The sequence below is a fragment of the Saccharothrix stipae genome (assembly GCF_054781895.1).
On sequence record NZ_BAAGTN010000021.1, the window covers coordinates 35,567 to 56,099 of the forward strand.

General features: G+C 68.1%; 16 protein-coding genes and 5 pseudogenes. 11 read left to right on the forward strand and 10 right to left on the reverse strand.

The genetic code is table 11. From position 1 onward, the window contains the following. From ACYVLT_RS34815 to ACYVLT_RS34840, 6 genes and pseudogenes are all read left to right on the forward strand, one after another. Positions 1 to 87 (forward strand): annotated as a pseudogene (locus tag ACYVLT_RS34815) (hypothetical protein); the annotation flags it as partial. Between the two features lie 214 nt (positions 88 to 301). Continuing rightward, positions 302 to 436: pseudogene (locus ACYVLT_RS34820) on the forward strand (hypothetical protein); the annotation flags it as partial. Positions 437 to 1,031: 595 nt separating this feature from the next. Next, a complete protein-coding gene (locus tag ACYVLT_RS34825) occupies positions 1,032 to 2,816 on the forward strand; it encodes a DUF6537 domain-containing protein (protein ID WP_461124419.1) in 1,785 nt (594 codons plus the stop codon). A gap of 513 nt (positions 2,817 to 3,329) precedes the next feature. Continuing rightward, positions 3,330 to 3,701, forward strand: coding sequence for a hypothetical protein (locus ACYVLT_RS34830; RefSeq protein WP_461124420.1), 372 nt, complete (start codon positions 3,330 to 3,332; stop codon positions 3,699 to 3,701). 10 nt (positions 3,702 to 3,711) lie between these two features. Next, positions 3,712 to 4,506 (forward strand): hypothetical protein, encoded by a 795-nt coding sequence (locus tag ACYVLT_RS34835; RefSeq protein WP_461124421.1) that lies wholly within the window; start codon positions 3,712 to 3,714, stop codon positions 4,504 to 4,506. Positions 4,507 to 4,525: 19 nt separating this feature from the next. After that, a complete protein-coding gene (locus ACYVLT_RS34840) occupies positions 4,526 to 7,858 on the forward strand; it encodes a CHAT domain-containing protein (RefSeq protein WP_461124422.1) in 3,333 nt (1,110 codons plus the stop codon). A 316-nt stretch (positions 7,859 to 8,174) separates the two neighbouring features. On the opposite strand, the pseudogene ACYVLT_RS34845 reads toward ACYVLT_RS34840, so the two are convergent. From ACYVLT_RS34845 to ACYVLT_RS34860, 4 genes and pseudogenes are all read right to left on the reverse strand, one after another. Then, a pseudogene (locus ACYVLT_RS34845) lies at positions 8,175 to 8,303 on the reverse strand (hypothetical protein); the annotation flags it as partial. Between the two features lie 471 nt (positions 8,304 to 8,774). Beyond that, positions 8,775 to 10,838 (reverse strand): recombinase family protein, encoded by a 2,064-nt coding sequence (locus ACYVLT_RS34850; RefSeq protein WP_461124423.1) that lies wholly within the window; start codon positions 10,836 to 10,838, stop codon positions 8,775 to 8,777. Positions 10,839 to 11,005: 167 nt separating this feature from the next. Then, positions 11,006 to 11,404 (reverse strand): annotated as a pseudogene (locus ACYVLT_RS34855) (CHAT domain-containing protein); the annotation flags it as partial. A 724-nt stretch (positions 11,405 to 12,128) separates the two neighbouring features. After that, complete coding sequence (locus ACYVLT_RS34860) at positions 12,129 to 12,965, reverse strand: hypothetical protein (protein WP_461124424.1); 837 nt, start codon at positions 12,963 to 12,965, stop codon at positions 12,129 to 12,131. A 480-nt stretch (positions 12,966 to 13,445) separates the two neighbouring features. On the opposite strand from ACYVLT_RS34860, the gene ACYVLT_RS34865 reads away from it, so the two are divergent. Together ACYVLT_RS34865 and ACYVLT_RS34870 are read left to right on the forward strand one after the other, a co-directional pair. Next, positions 13,446 to 14,150 (forward strand): integrase core domain-containing protein, encoded by a 705-nt coding sequence (locus ACYVLT_RS34865; RefSeq protein ID WP_461124425.1) that lies wholly within the window; start codon positions 13,446 to 13,448, stop codon positions 14,148 to 14,150. Positions 14,151 to 14,172: 22 nt separating this feature from the next. Continuing rightward, positions 14,173 to 14,595: a hypothetical protein gene (locus ACYVLT_RS34870; protein WP_461124426.1), complete on the forward strand. Its 423-nt coding sequence runs from the start codon at positions 14,173 to 14,175 to the stop codon at positions 14,593 to 14,595. Between the two features lie 364 nt (positions 14,596 to 14,959). On the opposite strand, the gene ACYVLT_RS34875 is transcribed toward ACYVLT_RS34870, so the two are convergent. From ACYVLT_RS34875 to ACYVLT_RS34890, 4 genes and pseudogenes are all read right to left on the reverse strand, one after another. Beyond that, on the reverse strand, positions 14,960 to 16,171 hold the full coding sequence (locus ACYVLT_RS34875; protein WP_461124427.1) for an ISAs1 family transposase: 1,212 nt from the start codon (positions 16,169 to 16,171) through the stop codon (positions 14,960 to 14,962). Positions 16,172 to 16,285: 114 nt separating this feature from the next. Then, the gene (locus tag ACYVLT_RS34880) at positions 16,286 to 16,564 is read right to left on the reverse strand and encodes a recombinase family protein (RefSeq protein ID WP_461124428.1); all 279 of its coding nucleotides are present in this window, start codon (positions 16,562 to 16,564) and stop codon (positions 16,286 to 16,288) included. Positions 16,565 to 16,767: 203 nt separating this feature from the next. Further along, positions 16,768 to 17,052: pseudogene (locus ACYVLT_RS34885) on the reverse strand (recombinase family protein); the annotation flags it as partial. Continuing rightward, positions 17,049 to 17,267 (reverse strand): hypothetical protein, encoded by a 219-nt coding sequence (locus ACYVLT_RS34890; RefSeq protein WP_461124429.1) that lies wholly within the window; start codon positions 17,265 to 17,267, stop codon positions 17,049 to 17,051. The pseudogene ACYVLT_RS34885 and the gene ACYVLT_RS34890, both read right to left, overlap by 4 nt. Positions 17,268 to 17,426: 159 nt before the next feature. Between ACYVLT_RS34890 and ACYVLT_RS34895 the strand changes: the two genes are divergently transcribed. Next, positions 17,427 to 17,771 (forward strand): permease, encoded by a 345-nt coding sequence (locus tag ACYVLT_RS34895; protein WP_461124430.1) that lies wholly within the window; start codon positions 17,427 to 17,429, stop codon positions 17,769 to 17,771. Positions 17,772 to 18,148: 377 nt separating this feature from the next. Here ACYVLT_RS34895 and ACYVLT_RS34900 read toward each other — a convergent pair whose 3' ends face one another. Both ACYVLT_RS34900 and ACYVLT_RS34905 read right to left on the reverse strand, forming a co-directional pair. Next, complete coding sequence (locus ACYVLT_RS34900; protein ID WP_461124431.1) at positions 18,149 to 18,271, reverse strand: hypothetical protein; 123 nt, start codon at positions 18,269 to 18,271, stop codon at positions 18,149 to 18,151. Continuing rightward, positions 18,250 to 18,612 (reverse strand): aldo/keto reductase, encoded by a 363-nt coding sequence (locus ACYVLT_RS34905; RefSeq protein ID WP_461124432.1) that lies wholly within the window; start codon positions 18,610 to 18,612, stop codon positions 18,250 to 18,252. Before ACYVLT_RS34905 ends, ACYVLT_RS34900 begins: the two co-directional genes overlap by 22 nt. A gap of 172 nt (positions 18,613 to 18,784) precedes the next feature. On the opposite strand from ACYVLT_RS34905, the gene ACYVLT_RS34910 reads away from it, so the two are divergent. Next, positions 18,785 to 19,636 (forward strand): alpha/beta fold hydrolase, encoded by an 852-nt coding sequence (locus ACYVLT_RS34910; RefSeq protein WP_461124433.1) that lies wholly within the window; start codon positions 18,785 to 18,787, stop codon positions 19,634 to 19,636. Between the two features lie 27 nt (positions 19,637 to 19,663). Next, a complete protein-coding gene (locus ACYVLT_RS34915) occupies positions 19,664 to 20,527 on the forward strand; it encodes an alpha/beta fold hydrolase (RefSeq protein WP_461124434.1) in 864 nt (287 codons plus the stop codon). Positions 20,528 to 20,533: the final 6 nt, after the last annotated feature.

Here is a 20,533-nt window from a genome sequence, read left to right on the forward strand (position 1 = left end):
ATGGAACGCTGCATCCGGACCTGCCGACGCGAACTCCTCGACCACACCCTCATCTGGAACCAACAGCACCTACTCCACGCCCTGCACGAGTACGAGCACTTCTACAACACCCACCGACCACACCAAGGCATTACCAACGCCCGACCACTACACCCACTGCCACAGCCAACCACCGATCAAATATTCTCGGCAAGCACAGCGTCGGGCGCACCGGGCGCGTTGATCTTCCGGCCGAGCCGAACCACGACGTCGATCAGCAACGTTTCCAGCACCGGTCGGGTCCGTGGTCGGCGTGACCCAGATGGGCGGCGAGGGCACGCAGTGGATCGGCATCGCGCCGTTCCTCGAGTCGCGGCACTTCGTCCAGAACATCGGCGACGGGACGTTCACGCACTCGGGCAGCCTCGCGGTGCGCGCGGCGGTCGCGGCGGGCATCAACGTGACCTACAAGCTGCTGCACAACTCGGCGGTCGCGATGACCGGCGGGCAGGACGCGGTCGGCGGGCTGCCGGCGGAGAAGATCGCCGCGTTGCTGCTGCTCGAAGGCGTGCAGAAGGTCGTGGTCACCAGCGACGCGCCGCGCGCGCTGCGGCGGCGGCGGTACTTCCCGGCCTGGGTTCAGGTGCTGGACCGGTCGGAACTGCTGCGGGCGCAGGAGGAGCTGGCAGCGATCCCCGGCGTCACGGTCCTCATCCACGACCAGGAGTGCGCGGCGGAGAAGCGGCGCAAGCGGCGGCGTGGCAAGCAGGAGGCGCCGGCAGCCCGGGGCGTGATCAACGAGCGGGTGTGCGAGGGCTGCGGGGACTGCGGTGTGAAGTCCAACTGCCTGTCGGTGCAGCCGGTGCCCACCGAGTTCGGGCGCAAGACCGCGATCCACCAGTCGTCGTGCAACGTCAACTACTCGTGCCTGGACGGCGACTGCCCGTCGTTCCTGACCGTCGTGCCCGGTGGCGCGAAGCCGCGCCGGGAAGCGGTCGAACTGGCGTTCGACGACTCGCCGGAGCCCTCGTTCGCCGGGACCGAACTTCACCGTGCGCATCAGCGGCATCGGCGGCACGGGGGTGGTCACGGTCGGGCAGGTCCTGGCCACGGCGGCGGTGTTGGACGGGCGACACGTGCGCACGCTCGACCAGACCGGACTGGCGCAGAAGGGCGGCGCGGTCGTGTCGGACCTGAAGGTCAGCGCGGCGCCCGGTGCTCGGGCACCCAAGCTGGCCGCCGGTGAGTGCGACCTGTACCTGGCGTGCGACCCGCTGGTGGGCGCGGACCCGACCAACCTCGCGGTCGCCGACCCGACGCGCACGACGGCCGTGGTGTCCTCCACAGAGGTCCCGACCGGGCGGATGGTGGTGGACACGTCGGTGGCGTTCCCGTCGCCGGGGCAGGTCCGGTCGGCGTTGGAGGCCGCGACGGCGCGCACGGTCGTGCTGGACGCGCGGGCGGTGGCCGAGCAGCTGTTCGGGGACGGGCAGTTCGCCAACATCCTCCAGTTCGGTGTCGCCTACCAGATCGGTGCGCTGCCGTTGCCCGCGGCGGCGGTGGAACGGGCGATCGAGCTCAACGGGGTGGCGGTGGAACGCAACGTGCAGGCGTTCCGCCACGGTCGCCGGCTGGTCGCCCGCCCCGACGCCGACCCGACGGTGGCCACGCCCGCGGCCGTCACCCCGCACCACCTCCAGGCGCTGGTGCACGCCGAGCCGGGGTCGGAACTGGCCCGGCTGCTCGACATCCGCGTCCCGGACCTGGTGGCCTACCAGGACGAGCGGTACGCGCGCGACTACGTCGAGTTCGTCGAGCGGGTCCGGGTGCTGGAGGGCGGGCCGACCGCCGTGACCGAGGAGGTCGCGCGCAACCTGTACAAGCTGATGGCCTACAAGGACGAGTACGAGGTGGCACGGCTGTCGCTGGACGCCGAGGTCGCCGCGGGGGTGAAGGCGGAGTTCGGCGACGCGGCGAAGGTCGCGTTCCGGCTGCACCCGCCGGTGCTCAAGGCGTTGGGGCTGAAGCGGAAGTTCGCGCTCGGGCCGTGGTTTCGGCCGGTGCTGCGGGCGCTTCCCTGGTCAAGCGGACCTGACCAGTCGACCGAGTACCTCGATGACACACGGGTCGGTTTCCTGGTACGGGCGGGGCATTTCGGGCATCGAGTCGAGCGCGCCTGCGGCCAATTCGGCCACCGAGAGCACGTAGCCTCCATCAGCGAGACACCGAGGCGTGCGTTCGGCCAGAGCCGAGTAGTCGACCTCATCAGGCAGCACCCAGGCCAGTACCCCCTTCAGGCCGGTCAGCCCCGCAAGGGCACCTGCCCGGGAGTAGGCACGTCGATCATCCATCCACGGCTGGGGCCGCCGTTGACCATCCGGGGTGAGCAGAACTCCCCTGCCGCGCTCGACGAGCAGGCGTCCCCGGCCCACACCCTTGGCGTCGGCCAGGACCCATCCCGCGCCGGTCACCATCACGTGGTCGATGTTGCCCGTTCCCAGGTCGATGGTGTCGCCGGTTCGCGGGCTTGCGACCCGGATGCCTTCCAGGTCGTGGAACACGTGCACTGTCTCCGGCACGGCTGTCAACCAGCGGTCGAACGCAGCCGCGACCCGCCGTTCGAACCGCGCTCCCGCTCGTGCGGCGGGTCCGTACTTGTCCGTGCCGGTCGCGTCAAGGGAACCGCCGGGGGTCCCGTGGTGCACCACTGCCATGATCGCTCATTCTGCCAGCGGATACAGGTACCGTACTGCCTGCAGGTCCGGCTCGGACCTGCCTTTACCGGGTTGTCGCACTACTGCTGCGACAACTGGGGATCCGGCCGTCCGCGGGTATAGGATCTATCGACCAGGTACTCGCAGTCCAGGTAGCCGCCGATGGTCAGCAGCAAGGCCGGATCCAGTGTGTCGCCGGAGGCCACAGGCGGTGCGGGCACGATCGACGAGTACCGGTTCACGGCCGTCACCCAGTGAAACTCCTGCCTGGGGACATGGCGCCGGGCCTATCCGCTCCCGTTACAGCGGCCGGGTTGCAACGGCGGGAAGCAGGCAACATCCTTGACGATGTCGTTCTTCAGGCGACGCCGGAAAGTAACGGACTTCGGTCGAGTACCAGGTCAAACGCCCTATGTCTCCGGTGCAGTCGGATACCGCGTTCACTGTCGCCCGTTGTCGTCGCCCATGAGCCGACGTATCGTCGTGAGTTAGCCTCGGAGTCCGCAACTCGTCAGCCAACTCCTCGGCTCCAGCTCGATACGCCACTCGCGTGGTGTTCGGCAATCCTCCCGCGTACTTCGTCCTCACGGTGGCACCATGTGGCTTCGCGACCAGCGCTGACCGGAAGGACGTTACGTGGCCGATGTCGACGAGGCCGCGGCCTTGGCATGGCTGTGTGAGCACCTCCCGCGCTTCCGACACGCGGTGGGTAACAGAACGCAGTTGGAGAAGGTCGTCGGCAACGTCCGAGACGGCCGCAAAACTGCGGTGTGGGCATACCGGCAGCTCGGAGGTCCGGCCGAGGGACGCTCGTCACGCGGCGGTGATCCGTTCAGCGTGCCACTCTCGCTGCTCAACTTGAACATCGATTCGACTGCCGTGACCGGCGAGTACGTGTGCCCGCACAACCGCTGCGCTCGTGTGGGTCAGCCCGACGACGACGGGCACGAACCCCAGTGCCACCTCGACTCCAGCCCTATGCCAATGCGCTTCCGCAGCACGTCCTGAGGCCGATGTGATGGACGTCCTGTCCGAGTTCGGCAAGAAGCTGGCCGACCGGTGGCTGACCGTGCTACTGCTCCCCGGTCTGCTTTTCACGGCGACATCGGGTGCCGCCGTAGCGCTCGGCCACGCGCAGGCGTTGAACCTCCTGAGGCTGGCCGGCCGGCTACAACGCTTTGGTGCGGCCCTGATCCCCCAGCCCGCCAACGTGGTCGTCGCCACCGCAACGGCGTTGCTCGTCGCCACAGCCGCCGGTCTGTGTGCGAGGGCGCTCGGTACGGGAGTCCATCGCGCGCTGGTGAGCAGGCGTCCGCGGTGGTGGGTGAAGCATCGGCACCGCCGTGCCGTCACTGGCGGCTCCCGCACGGTGCCGGCTTCGTACCTCCCGGCGCGTGTGAGCCCTGCCGGGGACCGCTTTCGGTTGATCGGGGAACGGGTCGAGGCCCAGTACGGGCTGGCAGTGTCCCTGGCATGGCCACGGTTGTGGCTGCTGCTTTCCGAGGACGCCCGCAAGCCGATCACGGCGGGCTACGGCGGCTATCGGGATGCGACGACACTGATCGGCTGGGGGATGCTCTACCTGGCCGTGGGCGTGCAGTGGTGGCCGGCGGTCGTCGCCGGTGGCCTCACCATCGTCGTGGGATATCGGCGTGCGCTGGCCACCGCGGCCACGGTCTCCGACCTCATCGAGGCCACGGTCGACGTCCACCAGGCGCAACTCGCCACCGCGGTGGGGATCGTGCTTCCGCACGGGCGTCTCACCCCGAACGAGGGCGTGCAGATCAACAACATCCTGAACAAACGCGCGTGACCCGAGTGGAGGTGGAGTCGTGGAAGGATTGGACCCGGACGTCGCAAAGCAACTGGAGAATCCGGTGTTGCGCGACATGGTGATCACCATGATGCTGGAGGAGGCCGACCGCGAGGACGCCACGTCTCCCCGGCGGACGACGCTGTTGGGCAGCGTGGGGTCGTTGCTGTACTACCGTTTCACCGAGACAGGTGCGGCGGAAGACCTGGACGAGGCGATCTCGACGACCGGCGAGTCGGTGCGCGGCGTCGATGCCGGCAATCCTGAGCACCTCCCGTTATTGCTCAACTTCGTCACCATGAGCCTCGCTCGGTACGACCGCACGACCGACCGCGTCGACCTTGACAGGGCGATCGACACTGGTCGGCAGGCGGCCGCCATCGCCCCGATCGGCGACCCGAAGCGCGGACAGTGTCTGTTGGAACTGGCCAGGGCGCTGCGCAGGCGGTCGGCAAGCGCCGACAACCACGCAGACCTGGACGATGCGATCGAGACACACCGGCTGAACCTGGCGACCCTGTCCGGAACGGACCCGATCAGGGCGTCGGTATACGGGATGCTGATCAACGATCTGCTGGTGCGTTCCGAACTCGGAAGCAACGACAACGATCTCCACCGGGCAGTACAAGTCGGACAGGAGGCGGTCGGCTCCCTGACCGACTCGGTGCAGCGGGCCATGACGGGCAACAACCTGGCCTTGGCGCTGAACAAGCGGTTCGATCGGTTCGGCGCCCTCGACGACCTCACCAGCGCGATCGACCTGTTCCGGAGCGCGGCCGTCGCGCTCGCTGGAAACGGCCGAGTCCTGTACAACCTCAGCTACGCGTTGATCCGTCGGTTCGAGCGCTTCGCCGACGAGGCAGACATACACGAGGCGGTGACCGTGGGCAGGGCCGCGGTGCACAGCAGTGACGGAGACTCCACGCGGACGGAATTCCTGCGCAACCTCGGGAACGCGCTGATGCACCGGTTCTCGTTGTCGGGTGGCATCGAGGACGTGAACGAAGCCATCTTGGCTCTGCGTCAAGCCATCGACGGCCTCAGATCGACCGCTCCCGCTCTCGCTCGGGCCAAGTACCTGGGCGACTTGGCCAGTGCCCTGCGCGACCGGTTCGACCGGACCGGAGATCGGCTCGCGCGAACCGGTGAGACGACCGATCTGGACGAGGCGATCGACGCGCTGCGCGACGCGGTGCGGATGGTGCCGGACGACGGCGCGGGCAAAGCCGAGTTCCTGTTCAACCTGTCGATTGCATTGACCGCTCGGTTCCACCAGACCCAGCGTGACGAGGACATCGACCAGGCGGTGGCGATCGCACTGGACTCGCTGCGTGTCCTGCCCCGTGACAACCGACTGTGGATGAAATATCAGCAACACCTGGCCTCGACGCTGATGGGCCGGTTCAACCGGAAGAACAACACACCGGATCTCGACCGCGCGATCGAGGTGAGCCGCACCGCCCTCGATGCCTGTCCCCCGGATCACCCCGACCGGGCGGTGATCCTGGTGAACCTCGCGACATCGCTGCTCGCGCGCTGCTACCTCGACGACGACCCCGCCGCCTGCGACGAAGCGATCAGCGTATACCTCCAGGCAACACAGCTCACACGGGAAGGAATGCCGCTGTGGGCGACCTCCCGCACAGCGCTCGGTCACGCGCTACGGAAACGATTCGAGATGACCGCGCAGGTCGAGGACATTGATTTGGCCATCGAGTGGTGGCGCACGGTCGCGACGGCCGGTGCGGCACCGGTGTCCGAACGGATCGCCGCCGCGTATCTTTGGGGAGGGTCCGCGGCGGAACAATCCAAGTGGACGCAGGCTCTTGGCGGCTACACCACGGCGGTAGATCTGTTGCCGATGGTCGCTTGGAGGGGCGCCAGTCGGGCCGACCGGGAGAAGTTCGTCGCCGACTGGGCCGGGCTCGCCACGGAGGCCGCCGCCGCCGCGATCGCAGCGGGCGAACCCAAACAGGCGCTTCAACTGCTGGAACAGGGCCGGGGCGTGCTGTGGTCGCAGTTGCTCGACGCACGCAACGATCTGGCGGTGCTGTCGGCGACCGCACCTGACCTGGCACGCCGACTGGCGGAAGTCCGCGCCGCGCTGGACGCCCCGCCCCCGGACACCAGTGCCGGTACCGCTCAACCTTGGGCCGAGCGATGGGTGGACCGGCAATTGGCACTGGTCCAAGAGTGGGAAGACCTCGTGCGGCAAGCACGATCGACGACCGGATCGGTCGACGCCCTGCGTCAGCCCGCCGTGGAGGAACTCCTTTCCGTCATGCACGGCGAGGTCGTCGTCGTGGTCAATATCGCCCGGCTGCGCTGTGACGCCATAGTCATCACCACAAACGACATCCAGGTCATCCCGCTGCCCGCGCTCGTCGCCGAGGAGTCGGTCGAGCAGGTGAACCGCTACCTGACCGCGTTGCATCGCCACGAGCGGGCCAGCGGAGACCCGGCCGTACATGTCGAGTTCGAACTGACGATCACCGCCATGCTGGAATGGTTGTGGGACACCACGGCAGAGCCGGTGTTGACCACGTTGGGCCACACCAGTGCGCCGGCGTCCGACGCACACTGGCCGCGCTTGTGGTGGAGCCCGACCGGGCCGCTGACCTTGCTGCCGCTGCACGCGGCGGGCTACCACGACGAGGGCGAGGACCGTGCCGTGCTGGACCGGGCGATCTCATCATACGCACCGACGTTACGTGCCCTCGACCAGGCGCGTGCGTCCGCGGCGAGGTCATCGCAGGCCGGGGACCTGCTGATGGTGGCGATGCCCACTACCCCTGGGCAGGCGCCTCTGCCCAGTGTCCGGCGGGAGCAGGACATGCTCGCCCGATTGTTCGGACTTGAGTCATTCACTGTGCTGGGGGAAGAACGGGCCGATCGGCTGACCGTGTCCCGGGAGCTCAACCACCACCGATGGGTCCATTTCGCCTGCCACGGAACGCAGAACCCCGGCAGCCCTTCGCTGGGCGGATTTCTGCTGCACGATGGATTCCTGACCATCTCGGACCTCAGCGCCAGCCACAACGAGCGCGGCGAGTTCGCCTACCTGTCCGCCTGCCGGACGGCTGTCGGCGGCGTCGCCGCCCTCGACGAGGCCATCACGACCGTCGCCGCCTTCCAACATGCAGGCTGGCAGCACGTCATCGGCACGCTATGGGCCGTGTCGGACGACACCGCCGCCGACGTCGCCACCGACTTCTACACCGAGCAGTTCGCAAACGGCACGTTCCACCCGGCCACTGCCGCGTCATCACTGCACGGGGCAGTGCGCAACATACGTGACCATGCGCGCACCCGGCCGAGTCTGTGGGCTCCCTTCGTACACGTCGGACCCTGAGGTCTGTAACAAGCCGCCTCTGTAGTGGTGGTCGAACGGATCGAGCCCCGCCGGCCGTGCAGGTTCCCGTAAGGTGCACCGTGGCCCGCTCACTGAAGGATGCCCGGGTCAGCTCGAGTTGGGGCGTGTAGATCGGTTCGAGGTGTACGTGACCGGAGAACACCGTGCAGGCGAAGGCAATGGTCGACTTGGCGCACACCTCGTGGAAGGCGGCCAGGCGGGCGAAGGTCGCGTCGGTGAACGCCGCCGTGTCGAACCGGGTGTCGACGAACCAGGCGTCGTCGTCGAACATGACGTCGCCGAAGTGGGCGGTGCGGGTGAAGTGCGTGTTCTCGAAGAACACGGGCCCATGGAAGCCCGTGCGGGTGAACCCGGCGTAGTCCTCGAAACGGGCGCCAGCGAAGTCGACGTAGGAGACCGGCTGGCCGGCTTCCCCGAATACCATCTCGTCGAATTCGGCGCGCGTAACGAAGGTGCACTCCCGGAAGTCCCACGCGAAGACCCGGTCGATGCCCTCCAGGGAGCCGAGCGTCGCCACGGTCTCCTCCAGTAGGAACCCGTCGAAAATGGTGCCGCGCAGCTCCACTCGGACGTACCACGCACGCTTACAGCATCCACAACTTCACTACAGTGCACGGGACATAACGACACGAGCCGCAGACTGGGTAGGCCGCTGAGGACAGTGTCCAAATCGGAGATCCTGTCGGCAGAGGCCTTTGACCGAAACTCAGCGGAGGATCCGCCATTGTGGACGGTGTGACATCGAAGATCGTCTGTGCTACGTTCTACGTGTGACACGTCCCCACGGCGGGACGGGGACCAACAACATCATCGTGGTGACGAGGCGCGGGGATTCGACCCCCCGGTGGGGATGTATCCCACGGGTGGGGGTTCAAGTCCCCCCTCGGACACATTGTTACCACACGGGGTCGTTTTCCAATGCGGAAAACGACCCCGTGTGGTTTTCGTCGTCCCAGGTAGACGCGGCCAACTGTCCCTTGATATCGACCTTGCCGGCGTGACAGACGATCACCGCCTGGTTCGCGCGGATCCGCCCGGCCACCGTGCGCGGGCTCGCGGCGGCGGGCAGGTGCAGCGCGCGGCCGATCCTGGCGATCAGGTGATCCTCGCGCAGGTAGAGGATCGGCGGCCGGTCGTCGGCACGGGGTCCGGTGTGACCGTGGCGGCAGCGGTAGCCGGGGCGGCTGTGGATCCAGTGGGACTCCATGCGTCGATCGCAGATCCCGCAGCGCAGCACACCGGCGAACAGGTACTCGCGGACCTCGGCTGACCCGGTGGCGCGTCGGGTGCGCAGCCGCTGCACCGCCACGAAATCGCGTTCGCTTACCAGCGGAGTGTGGGCGCGCTGCCGGGAGACGACCCATTGGTCGGTCGGGTTGCGTTTGACCACGCGGCGGCGTCGGCGATCGGACGGGGTGGTGTGGTCGTGGTCGACGCCCTGCCGGTTCCAGACCTGCCAGCCGGTAAAGCGCGGGTTCTGCAGGATCACCGTGACCGTCTCGACCGTCCACCGGCGGCGGGCGCGGTGGGTGTTGCGCTCGGCGTCGTGCGCGGCCGGGCACGGCACGCCGCGCTCGTTGAGATCCCGGACCAGGCTCTCCACACTGCGGCCGGATAGACGCTCGGCGAACAGCCACCGCACCACCGGCGCGGTCTCCGGGTCGACCTCCAGGCGGTACGTCATGCGGCCGCGGCGGGCATCGGCGAGGCGCGGGTGCGCGCCGGACTCCACCAGCCGGTAGCCGTAGGGTGCCCGGCCGCCGAGGAAGCGTCCCTCCAGGGTCTGCACACGCATGGAGGCCATCGCGCGGTGTCGGGCTCGTGCGACCTCGCGCAGGGACTGGGCTCCCAGCATCTCGATCAGCGCCTGGTGCTTGGCGCTGTCCGGCTCCAGCCGGCCACCGGCCTCGGACAGCCACACCTGCACCCCGTAGCGGCGGAACAGGGCCAGCAGCCGCGGCAGCTGGTCCCCGGCGAAGGCCCGCTCGTACTCCCCCACGATGATCGCGTCGAACCCCCGGTCCGGATCACGCAGCTCCGCCAGCAGCTCCGCGGCCGCAGGCCGGTGACGCCACGCGCCGCGGCGGGACTGTTCGGCGTCGAAGAACACCTTCACGATGTGCCCGTGCCCGGCGATCACCTCCCAGGCCACCTCCAGCCGCCACGCCTTCGAGGTCTCCGATCCTGGTGCCGCTGACCTGCGGCGAGATCTCCAGCTACCTCCTCTGACCCCACGCCGGACCGCGCCGCACCCGGCATGTAGGGCAGGACGCCGTCCCGTCACCTGCTCCAGCTCCAGCCGGACTTGTTCGGGTCTGGGTGGGTCGACGAACTGCACGCCGTAGCTCCGCTTCCACGAGCGGCGCTCTCCGCCTTCCTCCTCACACGCCAATTCAACGACCCCGTCAATCGGCGTAGGGCAGTTGTCGTGCAGGGCGTAGACGGTGAACCTGCTTCCCGGACTGATCTTGTCGAACACCACCGGGAGCGTGCCCGGTACCGAACGTGAGGCTCGGCCGAGGTAGTCCCCGAAGGTGGCGGCAGCGACCCGGGCCAGTGGTGGGCCGCTGGTCATCGTAATGGTGACCTTCACCGCGAAGGTGCCGGCTTCCTCGTGGCAGAGGACGGCGTTCGTGGCCTCGAAAATCGGTCCTTCACGCTGGTCTCGCTCCGCCCGCGCTTCATCGAGTTGGGTCTGCATGATTTCGACCTGACGTTGTGCCGTGTTGGCCTGCTTCTCGGCGGCTGTCGCGCTGCGCCGTGCCTGCTCGACGCCCGCCTCTGCGGCCTCGCGTGCCTTCCTCGCCTCCTCAGCCTGCCGAAGTGCCGCCTCTGCCTGTGTTCTCGCCGCCGTGACCTGCCTGCGTGCGAACACAGCGGCGACGATCGCGACCGCCATCGAACCGAGCGCCACGACGGCCGCCACCCACGCGGGGACGTCTCCGAAGTCGAACTGCACCCCTGCCCCCTTCACCTCGCCGGGTCAACTCGGCGCGTCTTCGGTTGCAGGAGCCTACGGTCCGACACGACGAAGGCCGCCCGGCCGAACGACGGCAGGGTGAACTTGTCGCGCCCGCGGGAACTGCGCTGCCGGGTGCCGGAGACGATCGGTTGCGCACATCCCCGTCACGGGCCGCTGTGGATGAAGGAGGCCCAGAGGTCCGGACGGTCGGGGTGCTTGTCCCTGAGTCCTCGGACAACGCGGTGCAGGGCCGTTGCGAAGTCGTGGAGTTCGGGCAAGGGTGGCAGTTCGCGGTAGAAGGTTGCGGCGGCGTCAGACGCGACGTTGTCGGCCAGCGGCCAGAGGCTGCCGATGACGTGGCGGTACCCGGCCAGGTGGAACGCCGAGACCAGGTGGATCGCCTCGTCGGCGTGCCACAGGCTGGTGCGGGCGGTCGAGCAGGCCGACAGGTAGGCCAGTTCCGCCCGGTCGAGCCGCAACCCGGTGATCCGGCCGATCGGTAGCCGGCCGTCGTGCAGGTGCAGGCCGCCGTGCGAGGGTGCGGTCGGGTCGGTGTCGGCGTGGCAGGCGAAGTGCGTCCAGGTGCTCGTGCGGACTCATCCACAAGATCGGCCTCGGCCTCTACGCCGCCACAACGTGGTCGCCGACTTCCTTGTAGGAGCACGGAAATCCTGAACTACCCGGCCTTGGGACAACCTCAGAGGATTGGCCCGGCGCAGCATGGCAACCTCGTACCGCAGCACCAGCAACTCCACATCCTTGGCCGCCGATGACCGGCCGGGCAGAACCAACCAGCCAACGAGCCGGACGAAGATCAGATACAGCAGTCGTAACGCCACACCTTGCGATCTTGCCCCCACAGCTCATGGTGCGCGATCACCGCAGCTCAGCGCCAGGTGCAGAGTTCTGGCACCCCACAGGTAGCCGGAATCCCCGTAGGCGCAGGGAAGGCGGGCTTCAATCGTTGTAGTCGTCAATGCGGCCGGGATCATCGCCGCTCGCGCGGGGGAAGACAAGGCCACGTCCCCGCACACGTCGGTTCGTGCATGCCCTCACCATTTCCCCAACCCGGTGCCGGCGCCACTGCCGGCCAGCGCTGGTGCGCAAGGCTCCTGGTCGGCACACCTGCACGCGTCGCGTCCGAGCGCCGATTCCACGCGACGAAGTTCATCCGGTCAGGCGGTCGACCCGAAGTCGGCCGGTGCGTCTTCGGCCACGAGGGGGTTGCAGTTCGTACGGTGAATGCGGCCTTCGGCACGTCGAGGAAACTACCGGGCCTCCTCACCGTCACTGATCCGGTTCAGCTCGTCGATCCCGATCAGCGCCCTTCCCCCTGGTGTCGGTGTCGACGACCTCGTCCAGCCGCTGGCCGTGCGCAGGCGACCAGGCGCCGGAGCCGGAGACATTGCTGATCTCGGCCAAGGTCGCGAGCACCCCATAGCCGTACAAGGACTCCGCCCAAAGGTCGAAGTACCGCTGCGTATCACGTCTCCACTCGAGCCAATTGCTGTTGTCGAACAGCCACCAGCCGCCGGTGGTCAGGTTGACCCCCACGAGAGCGGCCGCCACTCCCGCGAAGGCGCCGGCGCCCGACCACCCGAACCAGTTGATCCCCGTCCAGAGATACCCGGTGACGCCCAAGCCGAGCACCAGCACCACGCCGACCGTGACGACCCACAGGTTGTCGATGTGCAAGCCGAAGGCGAACAACAAGGCGACCACGACCGGCACGACGACCGCCGCGACCACACGCTGAGCGGTCGACGCGTCCGCCAAGCCCGCCAACTGCCACCCCGCCGCCGCGACTCCCGAGCCCGCGCCGACGGCGATGGCGATGATGGCGGCGCACCACAGGAGCACGACGAACGCCGTGGGCACTGACCGGTGCTCCACGTAGCGCTTCTGCGCCGCGCCCGCCCGCCGTAGCACAGCCTCGGCATCGCGTCCTGTCTCGGCGCGGAGAGCGGCAGCGAGGCTGCGTGACAGCCGCAGCCGGTCCGCGGCCTCGTCCACGAGCAGATCGAGGAGCTTCTCAGGCTTGTCCTGACCGGTCTTCCACGGCTTGCGGATGCGTGTGGGCACCGCGTGGTCCAGCGGCATTCGCCAGGGCGTCACCGACTCCATGCCAGTGAAGGTACTGCTCAGCCTCAGCCGCCCACAGCCACCGGATGCGGCACCTGCTTCACCTTGATGATGTGCTCGCCGTCGCGCTCGGTGACATCCTTGGGCTGCTGTAACGGGAATTTGGCGTCGCACCGCGTCGGAGCCCATCGACACTTCGGCTCTCGAGCAGGTCTCGGGCTCGGGCGGTGGCAGGTTGCCATTGGGCAGGGCGTGTCCGCGGTCCCGACTGACGTCGATGGGTAGCAACGGAGCCGGAAGCCCTTGCCGCCCTGAGCTGGCGGCGTTGGGCTCGACCGCCTCCACCACTACACGGGTGCCCGCCGCCGCCTCCACCGTCTGGCGGATCCTCAAAGACGCCGGGTCGACCCGGCACCCGAACGCGCCTCTACGACCTGGTCGACCTTCCTCCGCTCCCAGGCCGACACGCTCCTGGCCGGCGACTTCTTCGACACCTCCACCCTGAGCGGTACCCGCCTGTACGTGCTCGCGGTGATCGAGTACGCCAACCGCAGGATCCGCGTGCTCGGCGCCACCCCAAACCCGACCGCCTCCCGGGTCACCCAAGCCGCCAGGAACCTCGTCATGGACCTCGAGGACGCAAGCAGCTCCGCGCGGTTCCTGATCCGCGACCGTGACGGGAAATACCCCGCCCTGTTCGACGCCGTCCTCGCCGACGCCGGCATCCAAGTCGTCCTCAGCGGCATCCGGATACCGCGAATGAACCCGATCATCGAACGCTGGATCCACAGCTGCCGCCGCGAACTCCTCGACCGCACCCTCATCTGGAACCAGCAGCACCTGCTGCACGTACTGCGCGAGTACGAGCACTTCTACAACACCCATCGACCCCACCAGGGCATCGCCAACGCCCGACCGCTACAACCGCTGCCACAGCCAGCCACCGACCAAGCGACCCTCACCCACCTCGACATCGCCGACGGCAACGACTGGGCGGCATCCTCAACGAGTATCACCACGCCGCCTGATCCGCACGGACGGCATTCTCGGCAAGAACACGGTCGCCATCGCCAGGCCCTCGCGCACCGGTCCGTACCCGCTGTGCGGGTATTGGGTGTGGCCTCGCGGGCCGCGCAGCCCTGGCGGCCACTACACGCCGTCGCCCTCACCGGACTGGCGCGAGCCCGAACCCGTACTGGTCGCCGAACACACCCGCTGCCCCACTGACGACGAGATCGCCGACGGACTGGTGCGCGACCCGGTGTGCCTGCGCGTCGAGGGCGCCTACCGGCCCGGTGAGCCGGCCCTGGTGTGGTGGGGCGACAACGCGGTGGACGCGATGCGACGTGGCGCGCTCGACCTGCCCGACCGATGGAGCAGCCACCCGCTGGTCGGCTACCGCGAGGAACCCTCCGCCTGGGGCGAGGGCCGCGTACGGCGCGGCGCGATCCTCATGCCGCTGGAACGCGGCGCGACCCGCCGTCACCCGATTCGGGTGTCCACCATCCTGCGTCCCGCCACCGCCGAGGAAGCCGCGCCCCTGCAACAGCACCTCGACCACCTGCGCGGCCCGCGCGAGCTGTGCCGCGCGGCCGAAGGCGCGGAAGAACGTGCACATCCTCCGGGTTCGTCGCTGTTCCACCTGCGCACAGTGACCGTCTCGTCCGGGTGAACACCCCGGTAAGGACGATGACCGCATGACCATCGTCTCCCCCGCTCCGACCGGTACCCGGGATGCCAGCCGCCGAGTTCCTGCGGCGCCGCGCGTCACCGGCTTGTGTGCCGCGTTCCGTCCCGTGCGTGCTGCCGTCGTGGAGGGCGTCCGGTGACGCGCGTACCTACGGGCAGCTCGCCATGCGGTTCGGTGGTCACGGTCGCGACGCTGAGGTCATGGTGACCGAGTCCGGCGACTTCCGTTCCGAACGCACCCGGTGGTGGCTGGACTCCGAGTCGATCAAGTGGTTGCTGGACCGGGTGGCCGCGGGGGACGTCGCGGCCCGCGAGGCGACGGCGATGCTGCGGAAGGAACTGCAGGGTCATTGCGTTGTGGGATTGCTGGTGGTCACGGCGGTGATCAGGTCGTGTGATCGGCGGTTGGCGCGTCGGAGGGCGCGGGCGATGTTGGTGTCGCCGTTGGTGCGGTGCCAGCCGATCGCGGTGTTACGCAGGGTGGCGATGACGGCGGGGCCGGTGCCGGTCCGGGCTTGGTGTGAGTCTTCACGGAACGTCACGTCGCGGACGTGGTGGACCTGGTTCTCGATGAGCCATTCGCGGCGGATCCAGTCCTGCAGATCGACCGGCGGGGCGTCGCCGGCGGGAAGGGTCACGGTGAAGTAGACCGTTTCGCGGCGGGTCTTTGCGCTTGTGGTGCGGCTGCGGGTGATCCGGACGGCCTGCTCGGCGTGCGGGAACAGGATGCCGCCGGGAGTGTGCGCGGTGACGGCTTTGACGGTGCGGGTCTCACGGCGTCCGTGACCACGGTCGCGGGTGCGGTCACCGGCCGGGATCCGAGGCCAGGGCAGGGATTTGAGTTGGGCGAACAACTTCGGCTGGTTGCCCTTGACCGCGGCAATCAGATGGGCCCCGCGGGCGGCGATCTGCTGGGCGTGGCCGGCCTGGGTGTGCAGGGCGTCGGCGACGAACACCATGCCCTCCAGGGTGCCCACGACCTTGTGGACCGCGTCGAGAAGCGGTGTGAACGCGGGGATCTCGTTCGATTTCGCGTCCACGGTGATCTGGGCCAGGACGATGCCGGTGTCGGTGTCCAGCGCGGAGAGCAGATGGACCTGGCGGCCGTCGTCCAAGCGGGTGCCGCGCAGGGTCTTGCCGTCCACGGCGATGACGTGGCGGTATCGGCGTGGACGCACCGGTGATGATCGCCGGGTACGGGTGGTGGGCCAACCGGCGAGGACGGTGGCCAACAGGTCGGCGTCGAGGCGGGTCAACAGCCGCCACATCGTTGTGCCGGAAGGGATACGATCGAAACCGAGCCGGTCGCGGGCATGGCCGTCGAGATCCTGCAGCCAGTCGCTGATCGCCGCGAATGACGACGCCCCGGCCAGGACCGCGCAGACCGCAACCGTGAGCAGCGCGGACAACGGGTAACGGATTCCGCGCGGGTCACGCGGATCCGGGACCTTCGCCAAGGCGTCCAGCAGACCACCATGCTCACCATCGGTGACAGGCGCTGCTGGGCCGTCGAAGGAGGGTGTCGTGACGGTCAGTGCGGTGATGAGAGATGATGCCATCGGCGGGTGGGGTCTTCCTCGGAGTCGTGAAGCGTCGCAACTCCATGATCACCGATGCGGTCTCACCCGCCGCCATCGCCTCCACGAAGGCCCTTCACGCCGCAAACTCCCAGCTCAGCGCATTGCTGTCTGACTACGCAATCGCCCTGGCCCCGGACGACCGGATCCCAGGGTGACCTTGTCGCGGTCGTTGGCGACCCGGTTCCACACCTGCCTGCCGGTGTAGCGCGGATTCCCCAGGATCGCCGCCACCGTCTGCACAGTCCACGAACTGGCCATCCGGTGCCGGTTACGGCCCGCGTCCACACAGGACGGACTGGGCACGGCGCGTTCGTTGAGTTCGCGGGCGATCCCGGCGATGCTGCACCCGGCCGACCGACGCTCGAAATCCACTCCACGCGCGGTGCGGTCGCCGGGTCCGGCTCCAGCTTCTGCAACCGCCGCCCCCACTTCGCGTGCACCCGATTCGGATGCGGCCCGCCGTCCACCAGCCGATACCCGTACGGCGGCCGACCCCCCAGATACCTGCCCTGGTCACACGTCTGGGCCCGCATCGCCTGGATCACCCGGTTCCGGGTCCGCATCACCTCACGCTCCGACTGCGCTCCCAGCACGTTCATCAGCGTGCGATGCGCGTCGTCGGTGAAGTCGACCCGGCCACCCGCCTCCGGTAACCAGAGCTGCACCCCGGACTCCTCCAACACCGGCACCAGGTCCTCGAACTGCCGCCCGCAGAACGCCCGCTCGTACTCCCCCACCACAATCGCGTCGAACCCGCGATCCGGATCGGCCAGCAAGGCCAACAACCTCGCCGCAGCAGGCCGCCTGTGCCACGCACGCGTCCGCGAACACCCCTCGTCGAAGAACGAGTCCACGATCACCCGTGCCCGTCGACCAACCGCTCGGCGATCTCCACCTGCCAGAACCGCGACGCCCGCCGATCCTGGTACCCGCTGGTCGACATCCGCCCGTAGAACACAAACTGCAACCCGCGATGAACATGCGGATCCTGCGAACGCCGCCGCTCCACCTTCTGCTGCTTACTCCGTAGCCAACCGTCGAACAGCGCTTGGTCCTCATCGGGCACCGAGATCATCACAGCCACCTTCATCAGCAAGGAATTGAGACGACACCGGGACCGACCGCCACAACGACCATGACGTCCGACAACCCCGCCGACACCCGAAGAGCGCAACGAACACACCCGGATGACGCAGTGACAGTGGGCAGGACCGCGAGGCTTCACCTGTGCGGCATGGCCGAGCCCGAGAACCTGGAGGCCCGCGTCGTCGAACTGGAGGCCCGCGTCGAGGAGTTGGCCGGCCTGGTCCGCGCGACCACCCAGGACGCCGCCGCACGGGTCCTGGCCGGCGGCGCCGACCGGGACGTCTCCGAGTTCCGCGGCGAGATCCGCGACTTCCGCCAAGCCACGACCTCCAGCTTCAACGCCATGCGCGAAGACCTCACCGACCTCGGCACCACGGTCGGCGACGGGTTCACCGAGATGCGCGGCAAATTCGACGCCCTCGCCACCGGACAACAGACCGTCGTCGACCTGCTGACCAAACTCGCCGACCCCGACAACGACCAGACCAACTGATCGACACCGACCCGGGCACGTCCTCTGGTCGCGCACCCAAGTCGCCGACCGGAGAGCGATGATCGGGGATGGTTACGGGCCAGCGGTCGATCGGGTCCACGCCGCTGTGGCCAACAGAGGCCGTCGATCGCAGGGCGTTCCGTTCGGCAGGCACCCGACCGGCAGCCGTGTGACGTCCAGTGACCGTTGACAGTTGGCCAGTTGAGCGTTTGGTTGGCCACAGAACGCAGCTCTGTACGGGTGGTCTGTGCGGGAGTAGGCGTGTCCGCCAGAAGGCTTGCGGGCGGTGCGGTGTGCTGGCCGCGGAACGCGGGGATACCGGCTACGACCGCCGTCGCCGCGACCAGCTGCCGGATGCGCTTGTTGTTCGACGGCTTTCAGCCGAGGCTTTTGAGGTCTACATCGGACAGCTTGAGACTGGCAGCGCGGAGGTTCTCCTCGAGGTGGATGCGGGAGGACGTGCCGGGGATCGGCAGGATCACCGGCGAGCGGTGCAGCAACCAGGCCAGCGCGAGCTGAACCTGGGTGGCTTCGAGCCGATCGGCGAGTTCGCCTCGTGAACCGAGGGTTTGATCGGCAGCCATGGGATGAACGCGATCCCGTGCTGCTCGCAGTACTCGAGCACGTCCTCGGAGCGCCGATCGGAGAGGTTGTAGCGATTCCGCACGCTGACGATCGGGGCGATCTCCTGCGCCTCGCGCAGTTGCTCGACGGTGACCTCGGAGAGGCCAATGTGGTGAACCTGGCCCTCATCCTGCAGTTGGCGTAGCGCCCCGATCTCGTCGGCGAGCGGCACGGTCGGGTCGAGGCGGTGCAGCCGGTAGAGGTCGATCCGCTCCACACGCAGCCGGCGTAGGGACAGCTGCGCCTGCTGGCGCAGGTACTCGGGACGGCCGGGCGGATCTGGTCGATGTAGGCCGGCTCACGTCATCTCGTTCGAGGCGCGGGCTTGCGGGCAGGATTGAATTATGGTCATACTTCAATTGGCTCGCAGCCCAGACGAAGAGAGACTGATGACGACCTACACAGCTGACGCCCTCGAGAACCACACCGCCGCCGGCCCGTCCGCGGTGTTCACCTACCGCCGCACGGGGCCCCGGGGTGGCGTACCTCTGGTGCTGTTGATGCGGTTCCGCGGCACCATCGACTGGTGGGACCCGGAGTTCGTCGACCGCCTCGCGGTGGACCGCGATGTCATCCTGTTCGACAACGTCGGCATCGGCTACACGAGCGGTGAGCCGCGCGACACCGCCGAGGGGTTCGCCGATGGTGCGATCGAGTTCATCGAAGCGCTCGGTCTGACGCAGGTCGACCTGCTGGGGTGGTCGCTGGGTGGCATCGTCGCCCAGCATGTCGCTCTCCGCAGGTGCGATCTCGTACGCAGGGTTATCGTCGCAGGTAGCAGCGGTCCTGGCGTGGCGCCGGGCACCCCGGAGATGAGCGAGCGGGTGCTCTCGATCATGGCCAAGTCGGACGCGGACGCCGAGGACCTGCTCTACCTGTTCTATCCCGAGACCGAGCAGGCCCGCGCGTCCGGGCGCGAGCACCTCGCGAAGGTCGCCAAACGCCTGGCGGACGGCGGCCCCGCGGTGACCGAGGAGGCCGCGCACGGTCAGCTCGCCGCTGTCGCCCGTCTGCTGACCGTGGACTGGGACCAGCTCCAGTCCGAGTTGCGGGCGATCAGACAGCCGGTGCTGTACGCCAACGGCCTCCACGACGTGATGATCCCCGCCTTCGCCTCCTACAAGGCCGTCGAGCAGGTCCCGAACTCCACCCTCGTTCTCTACAGCGACGCGGGCCACGGGTTCCTGTTCCAGCACATCGACGAGTTCGTCGCGCAGGTCGACCTCTTCCTCACGCACTGAGGATCCCAACCAACAGAAGAAGTGGTCATGAACAACAAACAAGAGTCACAGGGCGTGGTGACGTCCTATCGGGACGCACCGACCCGCACCATCTCCGCCGGTGGCGTGGACTTCGCCTACCGCGAGCTCGGCCCGACGACCGGCGTCCCGGTGGTCTTCCTCACCCACCTGGCCGCGGTCCTGGACAACTGGGACCCACGGGTCGTCGACGGCGTCGCCGCGAAACACCGGGTCATCACGTTCGACAACCGAGGTGTCGGCGCGTCCACCGGCTCCACCCCGAACACCATCCAGGCGATGGCGCGGGACGCCGTCATCTTCATCCGGGCGTTGGGGCTGACCAAGGTCGACCTCCTCGGCTTCTCCATGGGCGGCATGATCGCTCAGGTGATCGCCGCCGACGAACCGCAACTCGTCCGCAAGATGGTCATCGCGGGCACGGGGCCCGCCGGCGGTGAGGGCATCAAGAACGTCACGAGGATCGCGCACCTGGACACCGTCCGAGGCCTGCTCACGTTCCAGGACCCCAAGCAGTTCCTCTTCTTCACCAGGACCCCGAACGGCCGTCGGGCCGGCAAGGAGTTCCTGACACGCCTCAAGGAACGCACCCAGAACCGGGACAAGGCGATCTCGCTGCGGTCCTACGGCGCGCAGCTCAAGGCCATCCACCGCTGGGGACTGGCACAACCGACCGACCTGTCCGTCATCCGCCAGCCAGTACTCGTCGCGAACGGCGAGAGCGACCGGATGATCCCGACGAAGAACACGAACGACCTGGCCCGCCGCCTGCCCAACAGCGAGCTGGTGATCTACCCCGACGCCAGCCACGGCGGCGTCTTCCAGTTCCACGGTCAGTTCGTGAACAAGGCCCTCGAATTCCTTGCACGGTAGAGCGTT